Source organism: Bacillus sp. MUM 13 (genome assembly GCF_001866725.1).
Taxonomy (GTDB): Bacteria; Bacillota; Bacilli; order Bacillales; family DSM-1321; genus Peribacillus.
The window spans coordinates 1-26,804 of the sequence record NZ_MLYQ01000068.1; the positions used below are offsets into that span (position 1 = coordinate 1).

The following is a 26,804-nucleotide window of genomic DNA, read 5'->3' on the forward strand; positions in this document are numbered from 1 at the left end:
AATAAAAAGCGCAAGCGCCTCGCAGAGGATCAAAGTCTAAGAACGCCGCGTCCTGAGGCAACATCTTTGTGCCCCCCATCCTGGGGTTCAGTACAGCCATAAATAAAAAAGACACCTCCATATAGAGATGCCCGCAAAACCATTCTTACTGCTATATCTTATCTCATACGTACAGACGGATGCCGCTTTTTCTTTCCTTTTACCGCCTTCCAGATTTGCTTAAAGGATTCTGGAGAAGCTTTAGCAGAATCCATAGTGTATTGGACCGCTTCCTTTTTGTATTCCATATCCTCTGCAATTTCCTGCTGTGTTTCGGTTAGTTTATCTGTCTCCGTTTTGATGAGCTGGGTTTTAGCCTGCATCCTTCCTGCAGTTTCCGACAAGCTGGCTAAAGCTGGTTTTGTGTCTTTATATGTCTTTACGGCAGATATAGCCAGATATATTAAAGATCCAGCAACCAGAATAATGCTTGCATAAACAATAATCATATTTTATCCTCCTTCTGTAAAAATCTTTATTCACTTTAAGAAATGGCTCTGTCCCAGCTTCCAGCTGAAAACTGTACAGACGCCTTTGCCCGGCTTATTTGTTTATGCAGGCTTCGCCTTAATTCCCTCAGGATTCAAGCGACTTTCGATCAAATAATTAAGTGCATATTTCAGCCGTTTCACAAAACCTTAAAAAGCTGCTCTGCACCGGCTGAATGAACCTTTGCTGCGCATTTACTCATTACATATATTTACCCACTCTTTCAGCCAAAAAACAAGAACTGCAGAAAATTTACGCAGCAAAAAAGCCGGGAAGAACAAGTCCCGGCTTTTTGCTTTGTTTATTCACCTGATGTTTGAGCCTTTGGAGCCCCTTCATCATGATTATAATCATACTTGTTAGGATCTATAGGCTTGAAGCCTTTTGGTGTATAAAATCTTAATAAATCTCCATTGACGACTTCATCAGAAAGTCTCAGCATGTTTTCGACCATCTTTTCATCGCTGGTGATTTCATTATTCTTCTTAACCAGTTCGCCAGTCTTTGAATCATAGTACTTTCCGTTAAGCGATGTTACTTTTGGAGAAACAAAATCTCCATTTCGGAAAGGAACAACTTGGCGATGCTGTTTTGAAAGCAAATCTGATCCAAACTGCACATAATCTTTTGTATCAATTCCCAGCAAGTGCATAAGAGTTGGCATTAAATCAACCTGGCCGCCATATTGGTGCATTTGGCCGCCCTTCACTCCTGGAACATGAATGAACAATGGCACACGCTGAAGCTGTGCATTTTCAAACTTATTAACATCTTTGCCCAATAGCTGGGACATTGCTTTATTATGGTTTTCGGAAATACCATAGTGGTCACCATACATAATAATAATTGAATTATCATATAGACCTGACTTTTTCAGGTAATCAAAGAATTGGCGGTATGCTTCATCTTCATATCGAGCGGTCTGGAAATAGCCATCAACAGAAGAGTCTCCTGTAGTTGCTTTAGGAATTGTAGCATCGGCCGGATCCAAAGGATATGGGAAGTGATTGGAAAGCGTAATGAACTTCGCATAAAATGGCTGCGGCAATGTTTTAAGCAATGGAATGGATTCCCGGAAGAAAGGCTTATCCTTTAATCCATAATTCATCACATCATTATCATTCATATCATAGTAGCTGGCATCAAAGAATTTATTAAAACCCAGTGATTTATAAATCTTGTCTCTGTTCCAGAAGGTTTTGTAGTTCCCGTGGAATACAGCAGACGTGTAGCCTTTTTCACCAAGTATGCCTGGTGCTGCCTGATAGGTGTTTTGAGCCTGTGTAGTAAAAGCTGCACCCTGCGGCAGACCGAATAATGAGTTTTCAAGCATAAATTCTGCATCAGCGGTTTTCCCTTGTCCTGTCTGATGGAAGAAATTATTGAAATACATGAAGTCTTTATTATTATTCGCAAGAGAATTCAAAAACGGTGTAACTTCCTGTCCGTTAAGCTTGTAATTGATCAGGAAATTCTGTGTTGATTCCAAATGCAGGTAAATGACATTTTTTCCTTTTCCTTTTCCGAAATAAGCAGGATTAGGAGGGGACTGTGCTGCCTTTGTATAGTTTACAACCTCAGCAATATCTGTACTGTTGGCTGTAGCACGCTGTGCATAGGTTTTTGTGTTTTGAATGGCATCATAAACGGTGTAATTGTACATACCTAAATATTTCACGATATAATTCCTGTCAAAGGTTCTTGACAGAAGCTGCGGACGGTCTTTCTCTGCAAGTGCAAGATTAATCGAGAAAGCAAAAATTGCCAGAATGAAAACAGAAGCAACTGTACGGCGTTTCATCTTGATTTGTTCCGGCTTTATAATTTTCACATTGTAAAGCACGATTAAAATAATGGTATCCAGGAAATATAAGATATCATAGGGTTTAAGCAGTGCAGTGACACTTTGTCCTAAATCACCAGCATTTTTTACCTGTGTCAGTGTCGGCAGTGTAATAAAATCGCTGAAGAAACGGTAATACGTAAAGTTGGCATACAATAGGAACGACATGACCAGATTCAGGGCAATAATCCACTTATATGCTTTTTTGCCCTTTGCTAAAAGCGCTAATCCAAAAATGAATATGGCTGAGCTTATCGGATTGATGAACAGCAGAAATTTCTGCATGGCATTATCTATGCCTAAATTTAGTTCCACTCTATATCCGATATAGGTTTTTATCCAAAACAAAACAACTGCTATTAAGAAAAAGCCCAGCAATCTTTGAGTCAGTAAATCCCTGCTCTTTTTCAACAAGTTATTCATGATTTCACCTCTATCAATCTAGTGGTAATAATTTTTTAAGTAAAATGTAAAAAAGCTCTCTTACCGGTTGACTAAGAGAGGCGTACATGCACGACTAATGATAACTGCGGGTGAATAATAAGTCAACAGCACTCTGCTGTTTACCCGTAATTACCATCGTGCCCCTCTTACTGGTTTTACAAATTATAACATCGGCATAAGGATAGGTTAAGGTTCTAAATACTCAATTATCATATGAACGAGCTTTTACAAAAATTACATGAAATTATTACATTTTTAACAATAACCAATAACATGTTTAATACTATAAACAATTTAAAGGAAAATGACCAATAAATATAACTTCCACATTTATACCCTTTTTTTCCTTTTTATACCTCTTTTAAGTTTTTATTTCTTTAAATAAAAAAAGCTAACTTTAATTAAGCAGCAAAAGGCAAGTTCATGTTATTTTCAAGACTTTACTATTATAAATGATTCCTTACTGGATTTCCACTATATTACATATACAGCGATAATTCAGATTTTTCGAGCAGGCCAGCCATTCCCCGATTAACCCTCATTTTCCAGAAGTTTCATGATATAATGGGTGCTTAAGCTTCATTTGACCATAACTTTCAAAAAGATTAAAGGAAGTGTTCCCGATGAAATCACTTTTCTCAAGGATACTGCCGAAACAAAAATCGATTACCCTTGAGTTCTGCCAAAATAATCTGGATCAATTTATTCAGGACGATGAAAGTTTTTCCGCATATAGAGAAATTTTAACTAAGCCGGGTGTCCATTACAAGGAGTATGAATGTCTAAGCAGCTGCCTTATTTGCAGGACCCAGCCATATTGCAGGATAAATGGGGAAACAATAACAGGACAGGACCCGTCAGATCTGCTGTATAAAATAAAAGAAATAGCAAAACTTTAAGATGACAGCAGACCTATCCATACGCAATGTGCAGGGCATCGGCAGAATAGTGAACATTTCCTGCTAAAATACCGGCACGTGCTGTATAATAAACATGCAAAAAACACTATGAAAATTTTTCACGTACAGGAGAATTTTAATTAGGGAGTGAGAAAGATAGTTAAAAGAGGCATACCGAATTTATTTACATTATTTAACTTATTTTTCGGTTTTCTATCGGTAATGTTTTCAGCACAAGGACACTACAAAAATGCAGCAATCCTTATATTAATAGGAATGATGCTGGACAGCATGGATGGGCGTATAGCAAGAATGCTGAATGCAGAAAGCGAATTGGGAAAAGAACTCGATTCACTTGCAGATATTGTAACCTTCGGAGTTGCACCTGCCATGATGGCATATTACACCTTCTTCTCCGATTTCGGAGTTGCCGGGATGGCCATTGCCGGTTTATTTCCTTTATTTGGCGCCTACAGGCTGGCGCGGTTCAATATTAATGCAGTAAAATCTTCTCTGCACTATTTCACAGGAGTTCCTATTACAGCAGGAGGAGGGCTTTTAACTTTATTTACCTTGCTTCATGGCAAAATGCCTGTGTTCATTTTACCTCTGGCATTTATCATCATTTGTATTCTTATGGTAAGCAAAATAAAGATTCCAAGCTTAAAGGAAATTCCTCTCCCTAAGTACGGGACCATCATCACACTGTTTCTGGCTTATGCAACTTATATGGTTTTTGAGAAAAAACCTAAAGATTTTCCTTATTTTATTTATGTAGCTATTCCCTTATACATTGCCTTCATCAGCTACCAGCTGGTCAGAAAAAAAGAAAAAAGGAAAGAAAACAGTAGCCAATGAAACGGCTGCTGTTTTCTTTTCAAATTAGAATACTAAGTTAGGGATATGCCGCAAAAGTGTGATATTATTTTATTGGGCAAATTTTACGAAAGTAAAAGACGCAAAGCCACGGGCCTAAAGCAGTCATTACTTGTCATGGCGGCCGGGTTGCCAGAATTTCATATTGATAAATTCTGTCCCTTTCTAATTTGCCTAATAAATTAGCTAAAAGAGGGAAATAAATGCTGTATCCATCAGTCACATTGAATCATGCGAATGAAAGACATATTGTGAAAGATCAGAACCATTGTGAATGCGGAGTTCGATATCATACTTTTCCGACCTTCACTAAAAAGGATTTTAAAAAAATCCAGTTCAAGCATATTAAAGAAATCACTTGTCCTCATTGCAAAGCCACCTTTCAATAAGATGGCTTTTCAGCATTTTCCATACTTTTACCTTCAGGGTTTTTTTCACTCTGTTTTTCCTTCAATTGCAATTTCCTTCCAGCTTCCTCCTTTATCATTAGAAATATACACATTATTACTTGACGTAGATAATGCCAATTGGTTATCATTTTCAGGGTTTTCTGCTAAATAGAGCACAGGATTTTCTGAGGTGCCCTCTATACTGGACATAGCCGACAGTTTTTTTGTTTTATAATCCAGTCTGTAAAGAAGTATTTCATTTTCATTGGCAGTGGCAAACAAAATGTCATTTTCCCCATACGACATTGAAGTGACTGGATCGGGTGTTGGAAATAATACAAAATCATTTCCATAATTGCTTGATAAAAAGATTCCCTCCCTGCCGTATAAAGCAAATAACTTTTCATCCAGCGGATGCGCTGCCATCCCTCCCAGCTGCTTTGATGTCATCCCCTTCAGCCGGCTTTTAGTCCAGGTGCCGCCTTCATCTTTTGTATAATAAATCCCTGCTCCAATCTTGGAGTTTTTCTGCTGATTCAAAGCGTATACTATCCCGCTTTCATATCCGGCAGCCAAGGCGTGAAAGTCAGTTTCTCCATAAAACGAAAGCTTGCTTACTGTCCTTCCGTAATCACTGCTTTTCACAAGTCCAAGCGGATCTTTCAAATGGGAGCCTTTTTCAGGATGGCCACTTGCATAAAAGCCATTTTTTATCGTTTGGAATCCCATATAATCATGTTTATTTTTCGAGGTTGTGAACCACTTGTTTCCAGAATACCTTAAGATGCCTTTATGTGTGGCGATAAGAAGTTCATTTTCTCCCGTAAAACCAATTCCATGAACATGCTGAAACGCTGTTTTTTGCTGATGCTTAAAGAATGGCTGATCCTGCTTGCTTTCATCCTTTGTGCAGGCACCCAGAACAAAGAACACTAAAGCTGCAAGCAAAGCCAAAGGAAGAAACCTTCCAAAATACTTTTTCATATGTACAGACTCCTTCAAAAATAAAGTGAACTTTCACACTCATCTCCTGCTGTGATTTCTCTGTTGATTCTTTTGTGTCCATTTGAGTTTTAGGATGGGACAGCAGAGGTAACTCTAACTATATATTAAATACTTTATCAAACGCGGTGAAAAAAAGGAAAATAACATTTCTGTTTGATATAAATCTTTTTTAATCAGGATGGACTCACTCAGGATTATGGAAAGGTAACCGCAGCAGCATTTCACCGCATGGAAGGGAGACTAGTTTATGGATACTATTGAAGTAAAAACGTTGTTCTTTTCTGATGATGGCAATATACCCAATCATCCAAGCCTGCCTGTTTTAATCTATCCTGGGGTTTTACGAGACAAAGCCGGACAAACGGAATCCATTTTCAACCGGAATAATTGGGGAAACAGCTGGCAGAATGGAGTATTTGATTATCACCATTACCACAGCAATGCCCATGAAGTACTTGGGGTTATGAAAGGATCAGCCACTCTTATGCTTGGCGGGGAAAATGGAAAGCAAATTGAAGTCCGCGAAGGAGATGTGCTTGTGCTTCCTGCTGGTACAGGCCATAAGAGGTTAGACGCAAGCAGCACCTTTAAAGTGGCAGGAGCCTACCCGGGAGGCATGGATTATACTACCAAAACCGGCAAATCCAGCGAACGCCCCCACGTTCTAAAAGAGATCCAGAACGTTCCGCTTCCCGATAATGATCCGGTCTTCGGAAAAGACGGCCCTCTTATGGACCATTGGAATATTCGCTGATATACAAGAAGGGAAACCCATTCAGGGTTTCCCTTCCTTCTATTATATAATTTTAGTACCCGTCTCTATATATGATTCTTTTTTCTCAGAGCTTTGAAGCTCATCAAGTGTTTTATCTTTTTCAATACGGTGCATTTCCAGTACCTCTTCAGTCGGAGGGATGATCAAGCTTGTAATCACAATGACCAGCCCTGAAACAACAGCTCCGGACAGCCCCGGGTTATGCCATAATTCAGTTATAAGCCCCCAAAATCCTGTTGAGTCTGAATCAGGTCCCGGAACTGAAAATATAGAAGTTAAAATATAATAAATTAATCCGGCCGTAATGCTTGCCCATACGGCAGGTGTGCTCACTCTTTTCCAAAAAGGGCCAAGAACCAGAGGCCAGAAAAGGGTAACGAACACAATATCCCATGCCAGATAAGCAAGGTTGATGATTTTTTGGAAACCAAGTGAAAGGGCAAGACCTAACATCGCGCTTACTACAATAGCCAATCTTGAAAAAAGCAGCAGTTTTTTCGGATCTGGATTTGGATTAATAAAATCCAGATAAATATTTTTTGTTACGATTCCTGACGCCGCCACATAGCAGGCAGCAAGTGTGGACATTCCCATCGCTGCCATAGCGGTTAAAAAGATGGCTGAAATGACAGGCGGAAAATACCCTTGTGCAAATGCAAGCATGAGTGTTTCAGGATTCGAGCTATGAGGGAAAATGGTTTTAAACGCTTCCCCAAGCATCCCCGGTATCCAGCTGATTGAAATAACGATGCTGCCTGCAATAATCATGCTCAAGTATGCAACCCTCGGGTTTTTTGCTGCTGCAACCCGCTGCCCCAAGTCAGCCGCGGGGATGTCCCCCAGAGCCAGTATCAGGTATAGTGACCAAAATCCTGCACCGCCTTTGTTGAAAAGATGACTGACATTCCACCAATTCGGATTGAAAGTGAAATCATGATACTTCAAGATAATGACAAGGGCAATGCCAAGTATCCCGATGATAGCAAATAAACCCTGGACAATCTCTGTATAAGCCACTGCCCATAAGCCCCCAACCACAGAGTAAATGACAGTCAGACTGACAAACAAAATGGCTGCAGGAATGAAACCAATTCCAAAAATATTCTGGATGATATATGTTCCGCCGACAGTCAGGGCCCCTGCATTGAATAATCCAAATGCCACAGCCATTACGCTGCCGGTATAGGCTCCCAGTTTTTTGCTTGCATATCTTAAGCCGTAATAATCTGCAATCGTCCATCCCTTCAGCCTTCTTAGCGGTTTGGTCCAGATCAGCGCTCCTAAAATCATGCAGGTGCCGAGTCCAGCCATTGTGGCAGTTCCTTCAAAGCCCCCGTCATTATAGCCTGATCCGACTGCTGCAAAAAAGAAAGGTGCAGCAAGCAGAGCAGCAACAAGACTTCCGGTTACCACGTAAAGAGGCATACTCCAGCCGGCTACAATCAAATCTTCTGCCGTATTGATTCTTTGATAGCCTTTAAAGCCAATATAGTAAATAAAGATAAGATATATACAAAAGGTAAATATTGCGATCACTTGACATCCTCCATACTAAAATAGTGTACTGGTGTCACCTGGCACCTGCACATATTCTTACAATCTGGCCTTGCTTTAACGTACATCAAGAAACCCCTTTGAAACTTAAGAGTCAGCTGAGGAGGCTCACGGCCCGCCATGCGGAAGCGAGCACCCTTGAGCAGAAATCAGCCGCCTTGTTTCATAGCAGCAAAGTTTACAAAAAACAGCCGTTCACTTTATCCGTTCATGACAACTCCGCCATTGGGGCTTAAAATCTGCCCTGCATAAAAACTGGCAGAATCTGAAGCAAGGAATAACACACTTTTGGCAATTTCTTCAGGAGCTGCAAGTCTTTTCAGCGGATATTTGGCAGACTCCTCTTCAATATAATTCTCGCCAAATGCTTTAAGAATATCTGTCAAAGTTCCGCTTGGTGCCACTGCATTGACTAAGATGTCCGGTGCAAGCTCTCTGGCAAGCGCTTTTGTAAAGGCATTGATCCCGCCTTTTGCAGCAGAGTAATGTGTGAACTCCTCACATCCCAGGCTCCCCAGGTCAGAGGATATATTAATGATCCTTCCCCGTCCTTTTTCCTTCATCCTTTTTGCAGCAGCTCTTGCATTGTAAAAAGTGCCATATAAATGAACCTTTATCATCCGATCCCATTGTTCATCACTTAGGTCAGTAATAAGGGAGGATTGTGCAAACCCGGCATTGTTCACTAGAATATCAATGCTGCCAAGATGTTCATCCATATATGTGAACATGCTTTCTACCTGCGTGGAATCTGAAACATCCGCAAAATAGGCCAGGGCCTTCACGCCATGTTTTTCGGCTGCCGCTTTCACCTCTTCAGCCTCTTCATGATTACCCGTATAATTAATCACGATATTGGCTCCCTCACTAGCGAACCCAAGGGCAATAGCTCTTCCAATGCCTTTGCTGGAGCCTGTAACCAATACATTTTTCCCCTGAAATTTCATGAAAATTTTCCCCTTCCTTAAATCTTAAATTTACCGACGAGCTCTTGAAGCTCTTCGGCTGTCTTTCCCAGAGAATTTGAGGTTGCTTTGATTTCTTCCATAGAAGAAAGCTGTTCATAAGTAGCGTCAGAGACACGCCCCGAGAATTCCGATGTGCTTTGAGCAGTAGCTTTCATTTCATTTACCGATGCTGCAACTTCTTCTGATGAAGCAGAAATCTGTTCAGAGGCTGCAGATACCTCATGAATCTGCATGGCCACCTCTTCTGCAGATTCCAAGATTCGCTTGAATACTTCACCAGCTTCATTTGTAAGCTTCAAACCTGCTTCAACATTTTCTTCTCCTTCTTCCATAACAGAAATGGAGGAAGCAGAATCCTGCTGAATATCCCTGATTAGCTCCGTAATTTGAGTGGCTGAACTTGCAGATTGCTCCGCCAGTTTTCTTACTTCGTCAGCAACTACCGCAAAACCCTTGCCATGTTCTCCGGCACGGGCAGCTTCAATGGCAGCATTCAGGGCTAATAAATTGGTTTGATTGGCAATGTCAGATATAATCCGGACAAAATCATCTATTTTTGTTGTATTGTCATTTAGCTTGATTATCGCACTGCCAATTTGATTCACAGAGGTATTGATCAGGCTCATCTGCTGAATTAATCGCTGAATGATATAGTTTCCATCCTTCGCTTCACGTGAAGTAAGCGTAGAAGACTCTGAAACTATAAAGGATGATCCGGCAATTTTCTGAATTCCGTAGGCAGTTTCTTCAATAGCAGCTGCACTTTCTTCGGTCGTCCTTAATGTAATTTCATTGCCCTTTGCGACCTTCGCCACATCATCTGATACCTTCATTGAATATTCATACGTTTCTGATGCGTTTGCTGAAAGCTCTTCTGCAGAGGCTGCAAGGTAGCTCGACGTGTCATGAATATTGGTAATCAGCCCATTTAAGTTTTTCACCATCTCACCGATGGATCCTGATAGCCTGCCCACTTCATCCTTGGATGCTGCGGCCATATTGATATCCACCGTCAAATCTCCTTTTGCGATGCTGTCTGCAATGCCAACCATTTTTTTCAAAGGCCTAAGGAGCCTGTTTATGACAAAATAGAGCAGTGACATCATGACAATCAGCCCGGCAAGGGAGATGAGGATCTGATTTAATGTAGAGGAATTTAAAGACTTGTTTATGTACTCTGCCGAATAGTCAATTCCCAATACAGCAATTATTTCACCGTTATAGGTAACAGGTGTAAATACTGTTCTCCAAGTGCCGAAGCTGTCCTTAAAAATATCCGTAACCTGAGGCTTCCCTGATGAAATTGCCAGTTTCGCTGTTTTCAAATGGATGGGGGCAATATCCTTGAATAATTGGCCCGGCTTATAAATTTCATTTAAGTCACTCGTATATCCAATCGGAGCAAATCCGCCCTGTTCCGGTTTCCAAATATAGCTCCAGCTCATGATGCCCTGTTCTTTTTTTATGGAATCAAGCTGTTTTTGAACATTCTTGAACACAAAGTCATCCTTACTTGAAACACTAAGAAGCTGATGAATCTGTTCAGGATTCAAGTTCTTCTCTGTAAGCAGGCCGACACTGCTCAGTTCATGCTGTAAATCCTCCTGCATCTGTTGCTTTAAACTGTAAATACTAGTGCCAGAAAGTATGCCTGTTAAGATCAGCACAGTAATAAAGACAATAATTAAAATCTTGTTCCGCAGTGAAAGCTTTTTAATCATAAGTTTTCTCCTTTTTTAAAATTTGAGGTTCCTGGCTATCTTTAGCCATAAAAAAACACACCTGTTTACGGTGCGGTACAAATTAAAAACTAAAATGTACGGCAGCCCGGCTGTCTTAGCAGTCTAACCTGCCTTAGATCCGCGGCTTTGCGTCCCCATCTTTCAATGAGTTTGCCTTTGGCTAACGATCTATAGATTTTTTAAACAGCCCTATTCCCTCATGTACAAATACTTATATCGGAAACAAACCATAAATATTAACTCTCATTTCAATATTTATATAAATTTCCCACAACTGCCATAAAGAACCTTACTGACTTTTTTAAGCAAAAAAATAACCTCGAATGAATTCATTGACGATCATAAGATGGCTTGTACAGCAAGGGTATTGATATCAGCGCATAAATGACGGCCAGTTTGATTAACTGGCCGATAGTGTGTATCCCGGAGTGCGGAATCTTTAATTTTCTTTTTGCTCCCCATTTTCTTTTTCTGCACCCTGGGCAGCACTTTTTTCTGCTGTTTGTTGTTTAATCTGCTCACGTAAATTTTTCCGTAAATACTCACGCAATTGCTCTGTTCTTTTAATTCTTCCCATCGTCACTGCTCCTTCCATAATCATTTCATCATTAGTATATTATCCCGTTCTCCATTTTGTGTGGACAATATCCCAATTTTCTAATAATTATTCACAAGGGAAGCATTGCATCACTGATTTGTTTTTCCTGATGAAAACCCCTCGAACAGCCGTCCTCCATGTGGTTTTAAGACATTCTCAGTTAGAATGAGTACCCTATTTTTTTCATTGTATTGATAAAACGCACCGAAAGCATCAACAAAGGTTTTCGCAAATTGAGCATCAAATTGTTTTAATGACCGGACAATCCACTTAGAAGATCCGGTCCATTTGCCGTTTGTTCTCAGCACAAACTCATGAAGAAGGCCTGCCAAAGTATTCGCTGAAAAAATCGCTTCTCCCCGGTCATCTGCACCAATGAAATCATCCAATACATCGGTAATAAAGTACCTTTTTACATCAATAGTTTCTTTGCCCCAGCGCTTCGGCCCTTGTGCTAAAATCTCCTCAGCCTCTTTTTTCATTGAAGAAACGAATCCCTCATCTTTCAGGACGATTCCTTCTGAAACCATTTTTGGCAAGCATGGCTTTGCCCTTTCGCAATCGCTTTTAACATACTGCTGATAGGATGTTAAATTGTGCACAAACACTTCAATAGGCCATCCATTTTCAAATATAGATTCTCTGTAAGAAGATGGGACAGCTTGATCAATGATCACAATATCTAAATCAGAGGTACGAGTCTCTTCTCCGCGGACTACACTGCCGGCAAGAATGGCACCCTGGCAGCCTCCAAAATATGAAGCAACAAATTTCTTGGCGGCATCAATCGGTTTTTCCCTTAATACATCCCCCACATTTCATTTCCCCTTTTGTTTTTCAGCCAATGAAAAGGATTCGAACTCCACACGTTTTGTTGTTTCGTATTCGGCTATTTCTCTTTGATTCAATTCAATTTTTTTGCTGAACAAAGGCCCGTCATAAACAAATGTGTGATATTCTCCCGCTTCTCCCATTGGGCAAATATCCATGTTTGCTATTTCCTTTGCAAACTCCCAGTCTATGGTTCTTCCCAGCCACTTTTCCAATTTTTCATCTTTAATCGTACGGATGACCATTGCCCGATAACCTGATTCTATGAAGCGATGAAGATTTTCAAGTGCATCCTTCTTCTCCATCCAAAGTGGATACAAAGCCTCAAGTCCGGTTTTTGCGGCAACATCCTCGCCCCAGTCACGATGCTCCTGTAAATATAAATCTCCAAATGCAATCGCGTCTGCTCTGTACTTTTCTTTAAGGATCAGAACATCCCTAATAAAACAATCCGTGTATGTATCCATATCCACCTCAATAAAATGGATGGGAGTATCCAGGACTTCTGATTGCGCCCTAATCATATCCCGTTTTTCACCATGGCCAAAGGTCCTGCCGATTTCCCGGGATGCAGTCGTTAATAAACATACTACCTCATGACCTTCTTTTCTCAGCTTGCCAAAACTTAAACATGCATCTTTTCCGCCGCTCCAGGACAATAATATTCTCAATTTAATAGTCTCCTTTTTCATAAAGGCAGGATTCTATCCTTGAACATTTGGCAATTACATCATATTTACTGCTGCCAAAATGGCAAGTAATAATCCATTCCTTTATTTCCTTGCCTTTATTATAAACGTCGTTGGAACCATTCTCGCTTTATATAACGAATAGTGCCTTTTTGAGAAATCCTCCTGCTGATTATGGTATTTGGAGGCTGTTTCCCCCTCTACCAATCTTTCAATTGTAAAACCAGCCTTAACTAATTCATTTATATAGGTGCTTAGTTTTCTTTTATATAAGTATACAGGCAGATTCCCGCCTTTAAATGAGCTGTATGAATAAACCTCTTCCTCCTGATAGGATCCCTGCAGCTTTACTATTCCGTCCTCTGCCAGCAGATTCGTGTAAAAAGGATGCTCCCAGCTAAAAATAAAACTGCCTCCTTCCTTAAGATAAGAATAAATGGCAGAAAGAGTCTTTGCTAAATCTGTGGTCCAGCCGAGTGCATAAATCGAATAAATAATATCAAAATACTCATTCGGAAGACCAATAGAATCCTCCATCGCAGCACAAAAGAGCCTGGCATCAGTGTCTTGAAGAACCTCTTGTGCCGTTTTGATTTGTGCTGAAGATAAATCTAATCCCCACAGCTCCCGTGCCTGATGATCTGCCATATATTTCAATGAATGCCCGCTTCCGCACCCAATATCCAGTACCCGTTTATTTTCAATGCTGTCAAACAGCCTAATTTCCTCTTCCGTTACGGTGTATGGCCCAAACTCCGGCAGTGCTTCTTTTCCATAAAATTCAGGTGCCACATCATCCCAGCATTTTTTGTTATGCTCAAGTATTTCAATTCCCTTCATGACCATGCTCCCTCCAGATACCATCTACCATCATACTTTTCGCTGACCATATGCAAAACTCCTCTATTCTTTAGGCTCTTTTGTTATGGCTCTTTTCTTAAAGATAGTTGTTTTTTTAAAAAGTTCTGTGAAGCGATCCTGTTGTTAAACTGGGTTGATTGGAGTGTAAGGTGCGAGACTCCTGTGGGATTAGCGGGAAGGTGAGACCCCGCAGGCAAAGCCGAGGAGGCTCACCGCCCGCCCCACGGAAAGCGAGCATCCTGGAGCGGAGATCAACCCCCTGTTCCATAGAGCAAAGTTTACGAAAACAGCCATTCTTTAATACGGGGATATATGAATGGATGGAGGCAGCGGAGAATATATTGGGAAATGAACAGCTTTTTAAAGGAGGCTGGACGTATGCAAAACACACAGCCGGAAATCGGGAGAATTGCACGGATACTAGTTAAAGATCAATTAACAAATGGCTCCTGGGATTATCCTTTTGAAACAGGATTAGTATCAGATGCCTTTATGATTATTTTATTGAGGATACTAGAGAGAAATGATGAACATTTGATAAGGCAGCTTACAGACAGAATTATCAGCAGGCAGGGAACAAACGGAGCTTGGAAGCTATTCCATGATGAAATTGAAGGGAATTTATCATTGACCATTGAAGCCTATTACGCTCTTTTATATTCCGGACTGAAGCATAAAGACGAACCAGACATGAGAAAGGCCCGCTCTTTTATACGTTCCAGAGGCGGTTTAAAGAAGGCTCGAATGTTCACTAAAATGATGCTGACGATTACCGGCCAATACAGCTATCCGCCCATATTCCCCATACCTCTTGAAGCTGTACTTCTTCCCCCCTCATTTTTTGCAAGCATATATGATTTGTCAGTATATGCACGCTCGAATTTCATTCCGCTCCTTCTTTTGGCAGACCGCAGATTCCAGGCGAGAGTGGCTAATACCCCTGATTTGGGCGATCTGCTGCATACCAAAAGGATTCGGGATGATAGCAGCTGGGAGGAATTAGGAGCCGAGGAATACCGTTCAATATTTTCTTCCATCAAGCAGGGAGCAGAGTCGCTCATTGATTTTACAGCCAATCATCACACTTTTGCGGAAAAAGCAGCCGAAAGATTTATGCTTGAACGAATAGAACCGGACGGGACTCTGTATAACTATTTCAGTTCCACCTTTTTTATGATTATTGCATTGCTTTCACTTGGATATTCCAAAAATGACCCAGTCATCGCAAGGGCTGTTGAAGGACTGAAAGCCACAGCATGCACCATTGGAGGCCATACCCATATTCCCTATACTACGGCACATGTATGGAATACGGCATTGATCAGCTACTCCCTGCAGGAATCCAAGGTACAGTCAGCAGATAACTGCATTAAAAAAGCAAGTGGCTATCTTCTTTCCCGCCAGCATACGAGATACGGAGACTGGGCTATTCATAACTCAAAAGCAATTCCAGGAGGATGGGGTTTTTCTGATTTCAATACAATCAACCCTGATGTGGATGATACGTCAGCTTCACTCAGAGCTTTGATTCCTAAGCATGATTCCTTCCCGCAGCAAAAAAGCTCATGGATGCAGGGTTTATCCTTCATCCTTTCCATGCAGAATGATGATGGAGGATTTCCGGCCTTTGAAAAAAATACCGATAAGCACCTTTTCACGCTTCTGCCGGTTGAGGGAGCAGACACCATCCTCACAGATCCGTCGACTCCTGACCTTACAGGAAGAACACTTGAATTCCTCGGAACATACGCCAATCTTAAAAAAACTGAAAGTTCTATGAAGAAAGCCATCTCCTGGCTTCTCCATAATCAAAGAAATGATGGATCCTGGTACGGAAGATGGGGAATTTGTTATATCTATGGCACATGGGGAGCGCTTACCGGATTAATGGCGGTGGGCTTCCCGCACGATGACCGCAGAATAAAAAAAGCGGCAAAATGGCTGATGAATATTCAAAACAGCGATGGCGGATGGGGAGAATCCTGTTATAGCGATATCAAAAAAGAATACGTCCCTCTCGGCGCCAGTACCTTAATCCACACAGCATGGGCGGTTGACGCACTTATTTCCCAGTCCCCGCATGCCACAGCCGAAATTGACAGAGGCATTTCTTTTCTGATTCAGAATGGGGAAAAGGAGGATTGGACCGCTTCTTATCCGGCAGGGCAGGGGCTGGCTGGGTATGTATATGCCCACTACCACAGCTATCGTTATATTTTCCCCTTGCTTGCATTAAGCCACTACCAAAGAAAATACAGTGATTAAGAGATAAAGAGGAACCAGTGCGATCCGGTTCCTCTTTCTTCATTCCGGAACACGCCGGCTTCCCCTCCTCCAACAAAAATACTGATTATTCTCTTAATTCATAAAAAAATCCATATGTTTTTTTTCACTTCTATAATAAAGAAGCCGGTCCTGCAAAGTGCCAGTATGAAATTCGAATTTATGGCCATCCGGGTCCGTAAAATATATGGATTTTTTATCTTCATCACTTCTATTACGTCCTGGAAGGATGGATACCTGAAGTTCTTCCAGGTGCCTTTTGAATGCATCAAAATCCCTTTCTTCTATTGAAAAAGCAATATGGGTATAGGATTGATGAATGTCACGCCGCGGAATATTCTTTTCTTCATTTAGGGCAAGCCATATTCCGCCTAAATCAAAGTATGCGGTACTCCTCCCCTTTACCAGCAGCTTGGCTTTTAATGCATGCTGATAGAAAGTGATTGATTTTTCCAGATTTGAAACAGAAAACAGCATATGATTTAACCCTTTAATTTCCATTTTTTCCGCTCCTTCAAATGCAAATGAACGCTTTTTTCGTAAACTTTGCTCCATTGGAACAAGGTGATTGATTTCCGCTCCAGGAAGCTCGCCCCATTTAACCTCATTTAAATATGAGATCGCTCATTGAACCGAAAAAAGCAGCTCTGCGATAAAGCAGAGCCGCCCGGAATTTATGGTATCAGCAAGATTTTTCCGGTGCTTTTTCTGCTTTCCAGAAATTGATGTGCAAGCGCCCCATCTTCCAATGGATAAATAGCCGGTTCAGCAATTTTCACCTTGTTGTTCAGAATCCATTGAAACAGCTCATTTGAACGTGATAATCTTTCTGAACGGGAAGTCAGGACATTCCAAAGATCCCCTCCGGTAAGCGTTTTTGAGGTATCCATAAGCATCCGGGGATCAACTGAAACCGGATCTCCGCCAGCCATTCCGTAAAACACAACTGTTCCCCCTGTACGCACTGCTTTAAAGCTATCCATCAGGGTGGATCCCACTGACTCATAAACCACGTCCGCGCCGCGGCCATCTGTCCAGTTCAGCACCTCTTCTGGCCATGGCTGATCATAAAGGAAAACCTGATCTGCACCTGCCCCTTTTGCTGTTTCCATCTTAGCTTCAGAGGATGTCAGGCCAATGACTCTTGCACCCTTCAGCTTCGCCATTTGAATAAGCAGCCCTCCAACACCGCCGGCCGCTGCATGAATTAAAACAGTGTCACCTTCTTGGATTGTATAGCTGTCCTTCGCTAAGTAATGTGCGGTAAGCCCCTGCAGCAGAACTGATGCGGCTGTTTCAAACGAAATGCCTTCAGGGAGCGGTACCGCCTTATCCAATGGAACAGCGACAAATTCTGCATTTGCATAAGGAACATCGGCAAATCCGATCCTGTCTCCCGGCTTTATTTCTGTCACATTAGAGCCGACTTGCTCAACAATGCCTGCACCTTCGTATCCTAAAATATACGGAGGCTCTCCGGCAAGATGGTAATTTCCTTTTCTTCTATAAACATCCGCAAAATTTAAACCAATCGCTTTCATGTTAACCAGTATTTCATCACGTCCAAAAGACGGTGTTTCAAGCTCTTTCACTTTCAATACTTCCGGTCCGCCGAAAGATTCAAACACTAATGCTTTCATGTGGTTCCCTCACAATTTAATCAATTTGTTCTTGCTTATCAAAAGTCTACATGATGAGGAACAACATTTCAAAATTTCAACGCTTCCATAAACCGGAGCAGCTCCATTGTCTTAATGATGGTCCCGAAAATTCAAAACAGAGAGAAGAAACATTCCAAAACTGATCATCAAAGATAAAATTTCAAATGTATCCATTTGGGATCGCCTCCTTGATATTCAGCTTCCCCGGGCCCCAGATTGTCCTATACATAAGAGGCCTGGCCTTTTTTATAGGCTCTTTTCTTAAAGGTTGTTGTTATTTAATAAGATTTCGAGGCAAATCTATTGTTAAAGCAGGTTGATTGGAGCGAAAGGTGCGAAGACTCCAGCGGGATTAGCGTGACAGATGAGACCCCGCAGACGCAAGGCGAGGAGGCTCAGCGCACGCCCCGCGGAAAGCGGAGCATCCTGTAGCGGAAATCAACCCCTTGTTCCATAGCAACAAAGTTTACGAAAACAGCCTTTTACAAAACTCGTAAAGTTTGCTGCTTAGGGAACAGGAGGGTAATTTTTACTTTTTATAGGTGCTTATTGTGATTTGATTTCCACGAACATGTGTTTAAAAACAGAACCTGTGGAGGTAATGGTATGAAGTTAAGAGAATTAATAGATGAAGTGAATAAGTTGCGTACAAAAGAACAACTTTTATTAAAAGAGGATTTTGCTCATTTTCATCGAATGAGTCTATTTTCTTATAATTAGGAGGGGGAAAATGCAATTGTGTATATTTTGTGAGATTATTTCAAAAAGAGAGGAAGCGTATATTGTTTATGAAAATGATTATGTCTGTTGCTTTTTGGACAAATTCCCAATAAATAAAGGTCACGTATTAATTGTTCCCAAAACACACTATCAAGAGTTCAGCGAAGTCGATTCAATCAGCCTTTCAGAAGTTATCCTCTCTGCTCAAAAGATTGCTCAATCGCTTGAAAAATTATTTAATACTGACGGTATAACTATTATGCAGAATAATGGTATTTTCAAGGATGTGGAACATTATCATATGCATATTATACCAAGATTTAATGGGGACGGGTTCTCATGGGTGGAACCAGATTTCGATATAAATGATAGTGATTTTGAATTATTGCAAATGAAATTAACCGAATGTCTGTAAATGCTTTAAGCCTTTTTCATATAAAAAAGGCCACATCCCTGAAAAAAAGGAATGCGGCCTTGTGAGGATTGGCCAGTAACAGCACGATGCTGGTCGCAGTAAATGCATGACACCGGAACGCGAAGCATCTTAACCGGAGAGCGGACTGACAATATTACATACGCTATTCTTTATGATTTTTCAAGCAGCTTCTCCCGGCTGGACGGCGCTTTGTTCAGCAGTTTCCCCGCAATCACATCACTTATCTTCCGGACGCCAATGATCCGCAATCCGGAAGCATGATGCAGATTTTTCTTATTTAAAAGCCATAGAAGCTTTTACGGCCTTTTTCCAGCCTTCATATAATTGATTACGGTCTGCATCCTCCATGGTTGGGCCGAAGGTTTTATCAATGGCCCATTGCTTGGCGATATCCTCCTGGCTTTCCCAATATCCCACAGCAAGGCCTGCCAGATATGCGGCTCCCAGTGCTGTCGTTTCATTAATCACCGGACGTTCTACCGGTACATTCAGCAAATCGCTCTGGAATTCCATCAAGAAATCATTTTTGACTGCCCCGCCGTCAACCCGCAGTGTTTTAAGGTGAATGCCGGAATCGGCCTCCATGGCATCCAGCACATCCTTCGTCTGATATGCGAGCGACTCAAGGGTGGCTCTGACGAAGTGTTCCTTCGAAGTACCGCGCGTAATTCCAAAAACAGCACCCCGGACATCGCTATCCCAATATGGTGTGCCAAGGCCTACAAATGCAGGCACAACATATACTCCATCAGTGGAAGCTACTTTTTTGGCATAGCCTTCACTGTCCTGAGCAGTCTTTAGCATCCGGAGTCCGTCACGAAGCCATTGAATGGCTGATCCGGCGACAAATATACTGCCTTCTAATGCATATTCTACTTTCCCGTTTAAACCCCACGCTATCGTAGTAAGCAGGCCATGCTGGGACTGGACAGCCTTTTCTCCTGTATTCATCAGCATGAAGCAGCCTGTTCCATACGTATTTTTTGCCATTCCCTGCTCGAAGCATGCCTGGCCAAAAAGGGCTGCCTGCTGATCTCCCGCTGCTCCGGCAATCGGGATTTCTTTTCCGAAGAAATGATAGTCAACCGTAGTGGCATATACTTCCGAAGAAGGGCGAACCTCAGGAAGCATGGATTTTGGCACACCCAAAATGCTTAACAATTCATCGTCCCATTTCAAGTCGTATATGTTATACATAAGTGTGCGGGATGCATTCGTGTAATCCGTTACATGCGCCTTTCCTCCTGAAAGCTTCCAGATCAGCCATGTATCCATGGTCCCGAATAAAAGCTCACCGGCTTCCGCCTTGCTGCGGGCACCATCTACGTTATCCAGAATCCACTTTACTTTTGTTCCGGAAAAATAGGCATCAATAAGCAGCCCTGTTTTTTCACGGAAGGTATCATTATGTCCCTGGCTTTTTAATTCTGAGCAAATATCGCTTGTTTGCCTGGACTGCCAGACAATTGCATTATAAACTGGAGTCCCTGTTTTTTTATCCCATACAACAGTGGTCTCCCTTTGATTTGTGATTCCGATTCCGGCAACCTGTTCCGGCTTCACTCCGGATTCTGACAGGCAGGAGGCAATGACTGCAAGGATAGAGCCCCAGATTTCATTAGCATTATGTTCAACCCATCCCGGCTTGGGGAATATCTGGGTAAATTCACGCTGGGAAGTATGGACAATTTCCCCTTTTTTATTGAATAAAATAGCCCTTGAGCTTGTAGTCCCCTGATCCAGTGATAAGATATACGTTTCCATTTCGAATTCTCCTCCTAAATATCATTCTATAGCGGTACTTTACCCAGTAGTCAGCCGCAGCTAATCTTAAGCCGAGGTGTTAATGCCTTTATTTGAAGCTAAACCTTTTTTTCCAAAAAGAGCAGCAAGGCCTAAAATTACGAGCGTTCCAATCGCTACAATCCAAAAGGCTGCGTGCACTTCACCCTTAAAAACTGCTTTATAGAATACAGCTCCCAGTGAACCTCCAAGCAGCGGCCCAGCCACAGGTATCCAGGAATATCCCCAGTTGGAGCCTCCCTTTCCTGCAATCGGAAGCAAAAAGTGTGCAATCCTCGGGCCCAGGTCACGGGCGGGATTAATCGCATATCCTGTTGTTCCGCCCAAAGACATGCCGATTGCTACAATCAGCAAACCGACTGCAATAGGATTCAAGCCTTCTGTGAACTTATTGGCACCAATGAACAGAAGGCCAAGCACTAGGATGAATGTCCCGATGATTTCGCTTAGAAGGTTTGAAAAAGTGTGCGGGATGGCTGGTGAAGTTGAAAAGACACCAAGCTTTCCAGCAGGATCATCCGTCGCTTTCCAATGCGGCAGATAATGCAGGTAAACAATGGCTGCTCCAAGAATCGCTCCTAACATCTGGGCAATTATGTACTCTGGCACATCCGCCCATGCAAAATCTCCATTAATGGCAAGGGCCAGTGTAACTGCCGGATTTAGGTGGGCGCCACTGATGGAACCTACTGCAAATACTCCCATAGTTACTGCAAGTCCCCAGGAAATAGTGATAACAACCCAGCCTGCATTATTCGAGTAAGATTTTTTCAGTGTGCTTCCCGCTCCGATTCCAGCCCCAAAAACAATTAAAATCATCGTGCCCACAAGCTCTCCCCAAAATGGCGTCATTTCCTTTTCCCCCTTTTTGTTTTTTCATTTCTTTCTATTAGAGATAAAAAAAGAGACCAGCAAACAGATTAACCCTAAGGTTAGAGTATGTTTGCGTGATCTCCTAATCTCCGTCACAATCATTAACTTAATAGAAGTATATGACAGGTTGTAAGCGTTGTCAATTATTTGTATTAAATAATTGAAAATTCCGTAAACTGCAGAGATTAGGAGTGTCATATAATATGTATCTATTTTTTTGGACAAAAAGAACTGCTCTAAAAAATTTTATCCGTTCCCTCTGCCAGACTACTTTCATCCTAAGGAGTCCTGCAGAACAGAAAATTCCTGTTCTGCAGCGGTAACTAAACTTTAAACTGTCCAACAGATGTCAGCAGGGATTCTGCCAGGTTTGATAGCTTTTCTGCCGACACCGCTATTCCTTCCAATGATGAGTGCTGCTCTTCCGCCGATGCAGCGGCTATTGCTGTATTATTGGCTGTTTCTTTGGAAAGTACAGCTGCCTGTTCAGATTCTTCCGTTAAATAACGGACAGAACTAGACATTTCTTCAACCATATTTTGTACTTCTGCCGTTTTTTCAGATACTGATGCTGCTGATAGTGAAATATTCCGGAAAGAAGCTACAGTCTGTTTGACAAATGAAACACCCTTATCCATGGAGGCGGTTCCTTCCTCCATCCCATTAACAGCGATATGTGAACTTACCTGAACCTCCCGGACCAATTTCCCAATATCCTCTGCAGCTATATTCGTTTCTTCTGCAAGCTTCCTCACTTCATTTGCTACAACAGAAAATCCTTTGCCTGCTTCACCTGCCCGTGCAGATTCAATTGAAGCATTAAGAGCCAGCAGATTTGTCTGGCTGGAAATATTTTTAATCATACTTAATATAGATTCTATGCTTTTAACTTGTGTCCCAAGCTCATAAATGGCAGAAGCTGTGCTGCCCATTTTGTCCTGTACATCCTCCATAACATACAAGGTTTTTCTCACAGCATCAGCTCCCTCATCAGCCCTTTCATGCGCTTGCTTGTTCCTTAGAGCCGCTTCCTCTACAGATAACGAAAGGCTCTCTATCTTCCCCGCCAGGTGCAGGCTCTTATGCAATGATTGGGATGACGAACTGAGCTGCTGTCCGCTTCCCGCTGCCACTTCATCCATCGCAGCTGATATCTTTGCTGCAGCCCCAGAGGTTTCTGAGGATGATTCTGTCAGCTCTTCAGAAGCAGCTGCAACCTGGTTTGCAGCGTCTCCCACAGAAATCATAAGTTTTCTCAGTACGCTGAAGGTTTTATTAAAATATTCCGCGAGCTCGCCAAGTTCATCGCTTCCCTGTACCTTTAACTGTTTTGTTAAATTCCCTCCCCCTTCAGCAATTTCTTTAAATTGCTTCGTCATTCTTTTGACCGGCCTGACGATGGAACGTGTCAGGTACAGTGCGAGCAGCATGGCAAGCAGCAGGGATCCTGAAACAATGGCACCAATCAGAATCATCGCTTGTTTTGCACCATCTTCTGCCTTTTTCAGAGCTTGATCCGTATGTTTCATATTGTCCTGTTCCACTTTTTTATGTATTTTCCGGAAAGAATCCATATAAACTCTTCCGCCTTCGATATCCTTTGACGCTTGATCTAATTGCCCTTGTTTAATTAAAGATATCTGCTTTTCATAGTGCCATTGAAGATGGCTTAAATCAGGGAACGTTTCTGTCAGCAATTTTTTCATCTGCGGATTGGATGCCTGATTGCTTCTTAGAATCCCTATATCTTTTTGCAGCTTTGCTTTTCCTTCCATATAAGGCTGTAAATATTTCTCTTCTCCTGTAACAAGGTATCCTCTTGTACCGGTTTCCTCGTTAACCAGCTGTGTCAGCATATCAGCCGTAACAGTCCGTACCAATAAAATATCCTTAACGATTTTTTCAGATGAGTTTTCCATTTTATAAAAGCAATAAATACTGAACCCTCCCATCATTCCCAATAAAAGAATCATGGATAAAAAAGTGGCCTGCAGCTTTCTGCCGATAGTCAGCCTAATACGTTGCATCTCTTTTGCCCCTTTCGGAAAATTGGTACTTTTTTCTTATCGGAGCGCCAAAATGATTATTTATTGCTTCAGTCCAATCTTTACAGCAACTTTACACGGGTTTTACAAAGTCCTCTCTTTCCTGCATTTGCAGGAAACTATCGAAACATTAAAAATTATCTGGTATTATTTTACTGTTACTATTTGAAGAGATAAAAAGGGGGTTAAGTAATGAGATTGCTGCTCAAGTTATTTGGCAGTTTGCTGATGTGGGGGATTGTCGCCTGCCTATTAGTTTTGATAGTGCTTCTTCCAAGAGATGTTGAATCACATCGTGTTGGCTATGATGATATTATGGAATACCATTTTAGCTGGGAAGCCTATGAAAACAATATAAAAGATTACTTAAAGGATGTAAAAGTACATAAAAGCCTTGGCATCACCGCTTATGAATTGCCTGTTGAAACTGAGATGCTTCATTACGGCTGGAGAAGTGCAAAAGTCATCTTTCCAGCCCTCATCATCAGTCTTATCGCCGGCGTCTTCAAGGGAATTTATGATTATAACCACCAAAGCGGCTTTAGCCGGATTTTCGGAAAAAATGCAACGTGGCTTGGACAGTCCGTTCCCGAGTTTATTTCAATTATGTTTATACAGACAATTCTTTTTGAAGCTGGAAAATACGGCTTCCCTGATGTGGATATATACGGAGATGAACACTGGTATAATATCTTCCTTCCTATACTATTTGTAAGCATGTATCCCGCTGCCATTATAGCCCGATATACTTCAGAGGCTCTCGAAAATGAGGATGGAAGGGATTATATCCTGACTGCCCGCTCCAAGGGAATCGGCGATAGAGCCGTTCTTTGGCGGCACACGCTCCGCAACTGCTGGCCAAATCTATTGCAGCAGAGCATCCCGGTCATGATGACCCTTTTATCAGGGATGTTCATTGTCGAATTTATGTCTCAATACAGGGGCATAGGATTACGATTGGTGTCTGCCCTTCATATTAAAAGCAGCTTCATGGCCGGAGCACCCATGCCAATTGACACTTCCGCCGTCATTGGTTTCAGCCTGCTCTTCACGCTGATCCTTCTTATCACCCAATGGCTGACCCAGATTGTGTCCCATTTTGTGAATCCTGTTAAGAGGAGGACCAGCTGAAATGAAAACTAATACATCCTTCATATTTGGGATAACTGGCTTGGGACTGTTGCTCTTTCTGATTATTTTTGGACCTTATCTGCCGGGAATTGATGAACAGCTTACAACAAGAAGCTATTTTCATTCATTTTTCAATCTCCCTCCCTACCATCCATCACGCGATTTCATCCTGGGTTCAGACAGGAAAGGACGAGATGTGCTCAGTGTCCTTGTGTTAGGAACGAAAACCACCTTGCTCACAGGTGCAGGATTAAGTGCCGCTGTATTTGCCCTGGCTATTCCGCTTGGTATCAGTTCAGCTCATTTTCCATTCATTAAAGTACTTTTGCAGGGATGGAATTATTTATTTTCCCGCATTCCGCTGATCTTCTTTTTTATGTTCATTGTTACCATTCCCTTTTTTATTTTTTCACAGCATCGTCCCATTTGGATGTTTATTATCCTGGTTGTCTTAGAAACAGGCAAGATAGCGGAGGTTATTGAAAAAAACATCCAATCCATTCACCAGACAACCTATTATGAAGCAGCCATGGTATCCGGGACAGGCATGAAAGGGTTATTTAAGTGGTACTACTGGCCGATTTGCCTTCCGCAATGGCTCTCCTCCTTGTCCACACATATCGGGAACATGCTTTTTCTGATCGGGCAATTAGGCATTTTTAATATCTTCCTGTCCCAAAAATTCATCCAGCTTCCCGGCGGGCCAGGACCCACCTTTTACGGGGTGGTGAATACAGCAAATCTCTGGCCCATCTATCTGACGAATATTATCAATGATATTAATGTGGCGCCGTGGATACCGATATCCGCATCGTGCTTTATCATTTTTTCCATGCTGTCTTTCTTTGCTCTTGGAGAAGGAATCCGCCAGCTTGAACGGCAGTCCCGTGAAAGCTCTTCACTGCCAAGGCGGCGTGCTCAAAGACTCTTCATGCTCCAATCGCTGCTTGGAAAAGGGAGTAAAAAGGGAACAAACTTATAGACTTCTGCAGCAGGGGTGCGGGTTCACTTTTTAAAATTACGGATTTTACTGTTAGGTTTAAGGAGGGATTGGGTAAGATAAAATGAAACTGCCCTTACAGATTTCCTTTCAGAAACTCCGCTGATGGCCAGTTAAATGAAAAGGGCTCCCAGCAGGGGATGCCCGTTCATCCGGAAAAAATGTTGTACATCCAGGAAAGGAGTGTATATGTTGCTGGCTCTTATTTTAAAACTGACTGTTTCTTTTTTTGCAGTCATGAACCCGCTTGGCAATATCCCAATATTCATTACATTGACAAGTGGATACTCTGTCAGTGAGAAGCGCAGGACGGCAAGAAAAGCTGCGATTATTTCCTTTATCATCCTTACTGTATTTCTGGTTTTAGGGAATTTGATTTTTTCTGCCTTCGGAATCACAATCCATGCTTTTCGTGTAGCGGGCGGCATTTTAATTTTTGGAATAGCCTATAATCTGCTGCATGCCAAAAACTCGAGGGCACAAACGCCTCATGAAGGAGAGCAGCAGGAAGCAAAGCAGCAGGATGATATATCAATCACTCCTCTTGCATTGCCTATCATGGCAGGACCAGGTACAATTGCAACGGTCATGGCTCACACTTCCACACATTCCGTTTCAAGCCTTTTGACCGTATTCATCAGTTTTACATTGATCCTTGCCGTTACCTTTGTTCTTTTTTATTATTCTACTTCTATCATATCCAAGCTTGGACAAAACGGATTGAATGTAATATCCAGGCTGATGGGACTTATCCTTGCTGTAATGGCAATCCAAATGATTGCAGAAGGTATACATGGATTATTTCCTCACATATAGACGGATGGCTGATTTGAAAGTCCGTGTCTCCATT

Annotated in this window: 24 protein-coding genes, 1 pseudogene and 2 riboswitches; of the genes and pseudogenes, 8 read left to right on the forward strand and 17 right to left on the reverse strand. The window is 41.9% G+C overall.

Annotated elements, in window-relative coordinates; translation table 11 throughout:
* Positions 1-158: 158 nt before the first annotated feature.
* Complete coding sequence (locus BIV59_RS16105) at positions 159-488, reverse strand: DUF948 domain-containing protein (RefSeq protein WP_071352474.1); 330 nt, start codon at positions 486-488, stop codon at positions 159-161.
* Between the two features lie 341 nt (positions 489-829).
* The gene (gene ltaS, locus BIV59_RS16110) at positions 830-2,794 is read right to left on the reverse strand and encodes a lipoteichoic acid synthase (protein WP_071352475.1); all 1,965 of its coding nucleotides are present in this window, start codon (positions 2,792-2,794) and stop codon (positions 830-832) included.
* A gap of 644 nt (positions 2,795-3,438) precedes the next feature.
* Here ltaS and BIV59_RS16115 point away from each other — a divergent pair.
* Both BIV59_RS16115 and pssA read left to right on the forward strand, forming a co-directional pair.
* Entirely contained in the window at positions 3,439-3,714 is a 276-nt protein-coding gene (locus BIV59_RS16115; RefSeq protein ID WP_071352476.1) for a DUF1450 domain-containing protein, read from the forward strand.
* A 147-nt stretch (positions 3,715-3,861) separates the two neighbouring features.
* Entirely contained in the window at positions 3,862-4,572 is a 711-nt protein-coding gene (gene pssA, locus BIV59_RS16120) for a CDP-diacylglycerol--serine O-phosphatidyltransferase (RefSeq protein WP_071352477.1), read from the forward strand.
* A gap of 65 nt (positions 4,573-4,637) precedes the next feature.
* Positions 4,638-4,727, forward strand: a riboswitch (cyclic di-GMP riboswitch).
* Positions 4,728-5,024: 297 nt separating this feature from the next.
* Here the strand turns inward: pssA and BIV59_RS16125 are convergent.
* On the reverse strand, positions 5,025-5,963 hold the full coding sequence (locus BIV59_RS16125) for a F510_1955 family glycosylhydrolase (RefSeq protein WP_071352478.1): 939 nt from the start codon (positions 5,961-5,963) through the stop codon (positions 5,025-5,027).
* Between the two features lie 268 nt (positions 5,964-6,231).
* Between BIV59_RS16125 and BIV59_RS16130 the strand changes: the two genes are divergently transcribed.
* Positions 6,232-6,738, forward strand: a complete 507-nt coding sequence (locus tag BIV59_RS16130) for a cupin domain-containing protein (RefSeq protein ID WP_071352479.1) — start codon at positions 6,232-6,234, stop codon at positions 6,736-6,738.
* 42 nt (positions 6,739-6,780) lie between these two features.
* Here the strand turns inward: BIV59_RS16130 and BIV59_RS16135 are convergent, their stop codons facing one another.
* The 8 genes and pseudogenes from BIV59_RS16135 to BIV59_RS16160 form a co-directional block, all read right to left on the reverse strand.
* Complete coding sequence (locus BIV59_RS16135) at positions 6,781-8,295, reverse strand: sodium:solute symporter family protein (RefSeq protein WP_071352480.1); 1,515 nt, start codon at positions 8,293-8,295, stop codon at positions 6,781-6,783.
* A gap of 218 nt (positions 8,296-8,513) precedes the next feature.
* Positions 8,514-9,260: a 3-oxoacyl-ACP reductase family protein gene (locus tag BIV59_RS16140; RefSeq protein ID WP_071352481.1), complete on the reverse strand. Its 747-nt coding sequence runs from the start codon at positions 9,258-9,260 to the stop codon at positions 8,514-8,516.
* 17 nt (positions 9,261-9,277) lie between these two features.
* Positions 9,278-10,225, reverse strand: coding sequence for a methyl-accepting chemotaxis protein (locus BIV59_RS24480; protein ID WP_481747443.1), 948 nt, complete (start codon positions 10,223-10,225; stop codon positions 9,278-9,280).
* Positions 10,220-11,002, reverse strand: a pseudogene (locus BIV59_RS24485) (HAMP domain-containing protein); the annotation flags it as partial. The gene BIV59_RS24480 and the pseudogene BIV59_RS24485, both read right to left, overlap by 6 nt.
* Before the next feature lie 97 nt (positions 11,003-11,099).
* A riboswitch (cyclic di-GMP riboswitch) is annotated at positions 11,100-11,188 on the reverse strand.
* Between the two features lie 274 nt (positions 11,189-11,462).
* Entirely contained in the window at positions 11,463-11,600 is a 138-nt protein-coding gene (locus BIV59_RS23760) for a hypothetical protein (RefSeq protein ID WP_170846176.1), read from the reverse strand.
* A 110-nt stretch (positions 11,601-11,710) separates the two neighbouring features.
* Complete coding sequence (locus BIV59_RS16150; RefSeq protein WP_071352483.1) at positions 11,711-12,436, reverse strand: nucleotidyltransferase domain-containing protein; 726 nt, start codon at positions 12,434-12,436, stop codon at positions 11,711-11,713.
* A 3-nt stretch (positions 12,437-12,439) separates the two neighbouring features.
* A complete protein-coding gene (locus BIV59_RS16155; protein WP_346417382.1) occupies positions 12,440-13,123 on the reverse strand; it encodes a Dph6-related ATP pyrophosphatase in 684 nt (227 codons plus the stop codon).
* Between the two features lie 102 nt (positions 13,124-13,225).
* Positions 13,226-13,981, reverse strand: a complete 756-nt coding sequence (locus BIV59_RS16160) for a class I SAM-dependent methyltransferase (protein ID WP_071352485.1) — start codon at positions 13,979-13,981, stop codon at positions 13,226-13,228.
* 399 nt (positions 13,982-14,380) lie between these two features.
* On the opposite strand from BIV59_RS16160, the gene BIV59_RS16165 reads away from it, so the two are divergent.
* On the forward strand, positions 14,381-16,267 hold the full coding sequence (locus BIV59_RS16165) for a terpene cyclase/mutase family protein (RefSeq protein WP_071352486.1): 1,887 nt from the start codon (positions 14,381-14,383) through the stop codon (positions 16,265-16,267).
* 93 nt (positions 16,268-16,360) lie between these two features.
* Here the strand turns inward: BIV59_RS16165 and fosB are convergent, their stop codons facing one another.
* From fosB to BIV59_RS24490, 3 genes are all read right to left on the reverse strand, one after another.
* Positions 16,361-16,786 carry a metallothiol transferase FosB gene (fosB, locus tag BIV59_RS16170; protein WP_071352505.1) on the reverse strand — a complete coding sequence of 142 codons (426 nt, stop codon included), beginning with the start codon at positions 16,784-16,786 and terminating at the stop codon, positions 16,361-16,363.
* Between the two features lie 173 nt (positions 16,787-16,959).
* Entirely contained in the window at positions 16,960-17,925 is a 966-nt protein-coding gene (locus tag BIV59_RS16175; protein ID WP_071352487.1) for a quinone oxidoreductase family protein, read from the reverse strand.
* 111 nt (positions 17,926-18,036) lie between these two features.
* Positions 18,037-18,120 (reverse strand): putative holin-like toxin, encoded by an 84-nt coding sequence (locus BIV59_RS24490; protein ID WP_481747444.1) that lies wholly within the window; start codon positions 18,118-18,120, stop codon positions 18,037-18,039.
* Between the two features lie 556 nt (positions 18,121-18,676).
* Between BIV59_RS24490 and BIV59_RS16180 the strand changes: the two genes are divergently transcribed.
* Positions 18,677-19,081 carry an HIT family protein gene (locus tag BIV59_RS16180; protein WP_071352488.1) on the forward strand — a complete coding sequence of 135 codons (405 nt, stop codon included), beginning with the start codon at positions 18,677-18,679 and terminating at the stop codon, positions 19,079-19,081.
* A gap of 294 nt (positions 19,082-19,375) precedes the next feature.
* Here BIV59_RS16180 and glpK read toward each other — a convergent pair whose 3' ends face one another.
* The 3 genes from glpK to BIV59_RS16200 form a co-directional block, all read right to left on the reverse strand.
* Positions 19,376-20,866 (reverse strand): glycerol kinase GlpK, encoded by a 1,491-nt coding sequence (glpK, locus tag BIV59_RS16190; protein ID WP_071352490.1) that lies wholly within the window; start codon positions 20,864-20,866, stop codon positions 19,376-19,378.
* Between the two features lie 66 nt (positions 20,867-20,932).
* Positions 20,933-21,757 (reverse strand): MIP/aquaporin family protein, encoded by an 825-nt coding sequence (locus tag BIV59_RS16195; RefSeq protein ID WP_071352491.1) that lies wholly within the window; start codon positions 21,755-21,757, stop codon positions 20,933-20,935.
* Between the two features lie 344 nt (positions 21,758-22,101).
* Positions 22,102-23,805 (reverse strand): methyl-accepting chemotaxis protein, encoded by a 1,704-nt coding sequence (locus BIV59_RS16200; RefSeq protein ID WP_071352492.1) that lies wholly within the window; start codon positions 23,803-23,805, stop codon positions 22,102-22,104.
* Positions 23,806-24,015: 210 nt separating this feature from the next.
* Here BIV59_RS16200 and BIV59_RS16205 point away from each other — a divergent pair, with 210 nt between their 5' ends.
* From BIV59_RS16205 to BIV59_RS16215, 3 genes are all read left to right on the forward strand, one after another.
* A complete protein-coding gene (locus tag BIV59_RS16205) occupies positions 24,016-24,954 on the forward strand; it encodes an ABC transporter permease subunit (protein ID WP_071352493.1) in 939 nt (312 codons plus the stop codon).
* Position 24,955: 1 nt separating this feature from the next.
* On the forward strand, positions 24,956-25,936 hold the full coding sequence (locus tag BIV59_RS16210; protein ID WP_071352494.1) for an ABC transporter permease subunit: 981 nt from the start codon (positions 24,956-24,958) through the stop codon (positions 25,934-25,936).
* Positions 25,937-26,143: 207 nt separating this feature from the next.
* The gene (locus tag BIV59_RS16215) at positions 26,144-26,770 is read left to right on the forward strand and encodes a MarC family protein (protein ID WP_083392215.1); all 627 of its coding nucleotides are present in this window, start codon (positions 26,144-26,146) and stop codon (positions 26,768-26,770) included.
* Positions 26,771-26,804 lie beyond the last annotated feature (34 nt).

Bases quoted from the DNA above. Each gene is read 5' to 3' on its own strand.
- BIV59_RS24490 (WP_481747444.1), bottom strand. From the start codon at position 18,120: ATGGATACATTTGAAATTTTATCTTTGATGATCAGTTTTGGAATGTTT.
- BIV59_RS16180 (WP_071352488.1), top strand. From the start codon at position 18,677: ATGCAATTGTGTATATTTTGTGAGATTATTTCAAAAAGAGAGGAAGCG.
- BIV59_RS23760 (WP_170846176.1), bottom strand. From the start codon at position 11,600: ATGGGAAGAATTAAAAGAACAGAGCAATTGCGTGAGTATTTACGGAAA.
- BIV59_RS16200 (WP_071352492.1), bottom strand. From the start codon at position 23,805: ATGCAACGTATTAGGCTGACTATCGGCAGAAAGCTGCAGGCCACTTTT.
- BIV59_RS16165 (WP_071352486.1), top strand. From the start codon at position 14,381: ATGCAAAACACACAGCCGGAAATCGGGAGAATTGCACGGATACTAGTT.
- glpK (WP_071352490.1), bottom strand. From the start codon at position 20,866: ATGGAAACGTATATCTTATCACTGGATCAGGGGACTACAAGCTCAAGG.
- BIV59_RS24480 (WP_481747443.1), bottom strand. From the start codon at position 10,225: ATGGTGAAAAACTTAAATGGGCTGATTACCAATATTCATGACACGTCG.
- BIV59_RS16205 (WP_071352493.1), top strand. From the start codon at position 24,016: ATGAGATTGCTGCTCAAGTTATTTGGCAGTTTGCTGATGTGGGGGATT.
- BIV59_RS16105 (WP_071352474.1), bottom strand. From the start codon at position 488: ATGATTATTGTTTATGCAAGCATTATTCTGGTTGCTGGATCTTTAATA.
- BIV59_RS16210 (WP_071352494.1), top strand. From the start codon at position 24,956: ATGAAAACTAATACATCCTTCATATTTGGGATAACTGGCTTGGGACTG.
- BIV59_RS16195 (WP_071352491.1), bottom strand. From the start codon at position 21,757: ATGACGCCATTTTGGGGAGAGCTTGTGGGCACGATGATTTTAATTGTT.
- BIV59_RS16160 (WP_071352485.1), bottom strand. From the start codon at position 13,981: ATGAAGGGAATTGAAATACTTGAGCATAACAAAAAATGCTGGGATGAT.
- BIV59_RS16175 (WP_071352487.1), bottom strand. From the start codon at position 17,925: ATGAAAGCATTAGTGTTTGAATCTTTCGGCGGACCGGAAGTATTGAAA.
- fosB (WP_071352505.1), bottom strand. From the start codon at position 16,786: ATGGAAATTAAAGGGTTAAATCATATGCTGTTTTCTGTTTCAAATCTG.
- BIV59_RS16125 (WP_071352478.1), bottom strand. From the start codon at position 5,963: ATGAAAAAGTATTTTGGAAGGTTTCTTCCTTTGGCTTTGCTTGCAGCT.
- BIV59_RS16130 (WP_071352479.1), top strand. From the start codon at position 6,232: ATGGATACTATTGAAGTAAAAACGTTGTTCTTTTCTGATGATGGCAAT.
- BIV59_RS16215 (WP_083392215.1), top strand. From the start codon at position 26,144: ATGTTGCTGGCTCTTATTTTAAAACTGACTGTTTCTTTTTTTGCAGTC.
- BIV59_RS16140 (WP_071352481.1), bottom strand. From the start codon at position 9,260: ATGAAATTTCAGGGGAAAAATGTATTGGTTACAGGCTCCAGCAAAGGC.
- ltaS (WP_071352475.1), bottom strand. From the start codon at position 2,794: ATGAATAACTTGTTGAAAAAGAGCAGGGATTTACTGACTCAAAGATTG.
- BIV59_RS16115 (WP_071352476.1), top strand. From the start codon at position 3,439: ATGAAATCACTTTTCTCAAGGATACTGCCGAAACAAAAATCGATTACC.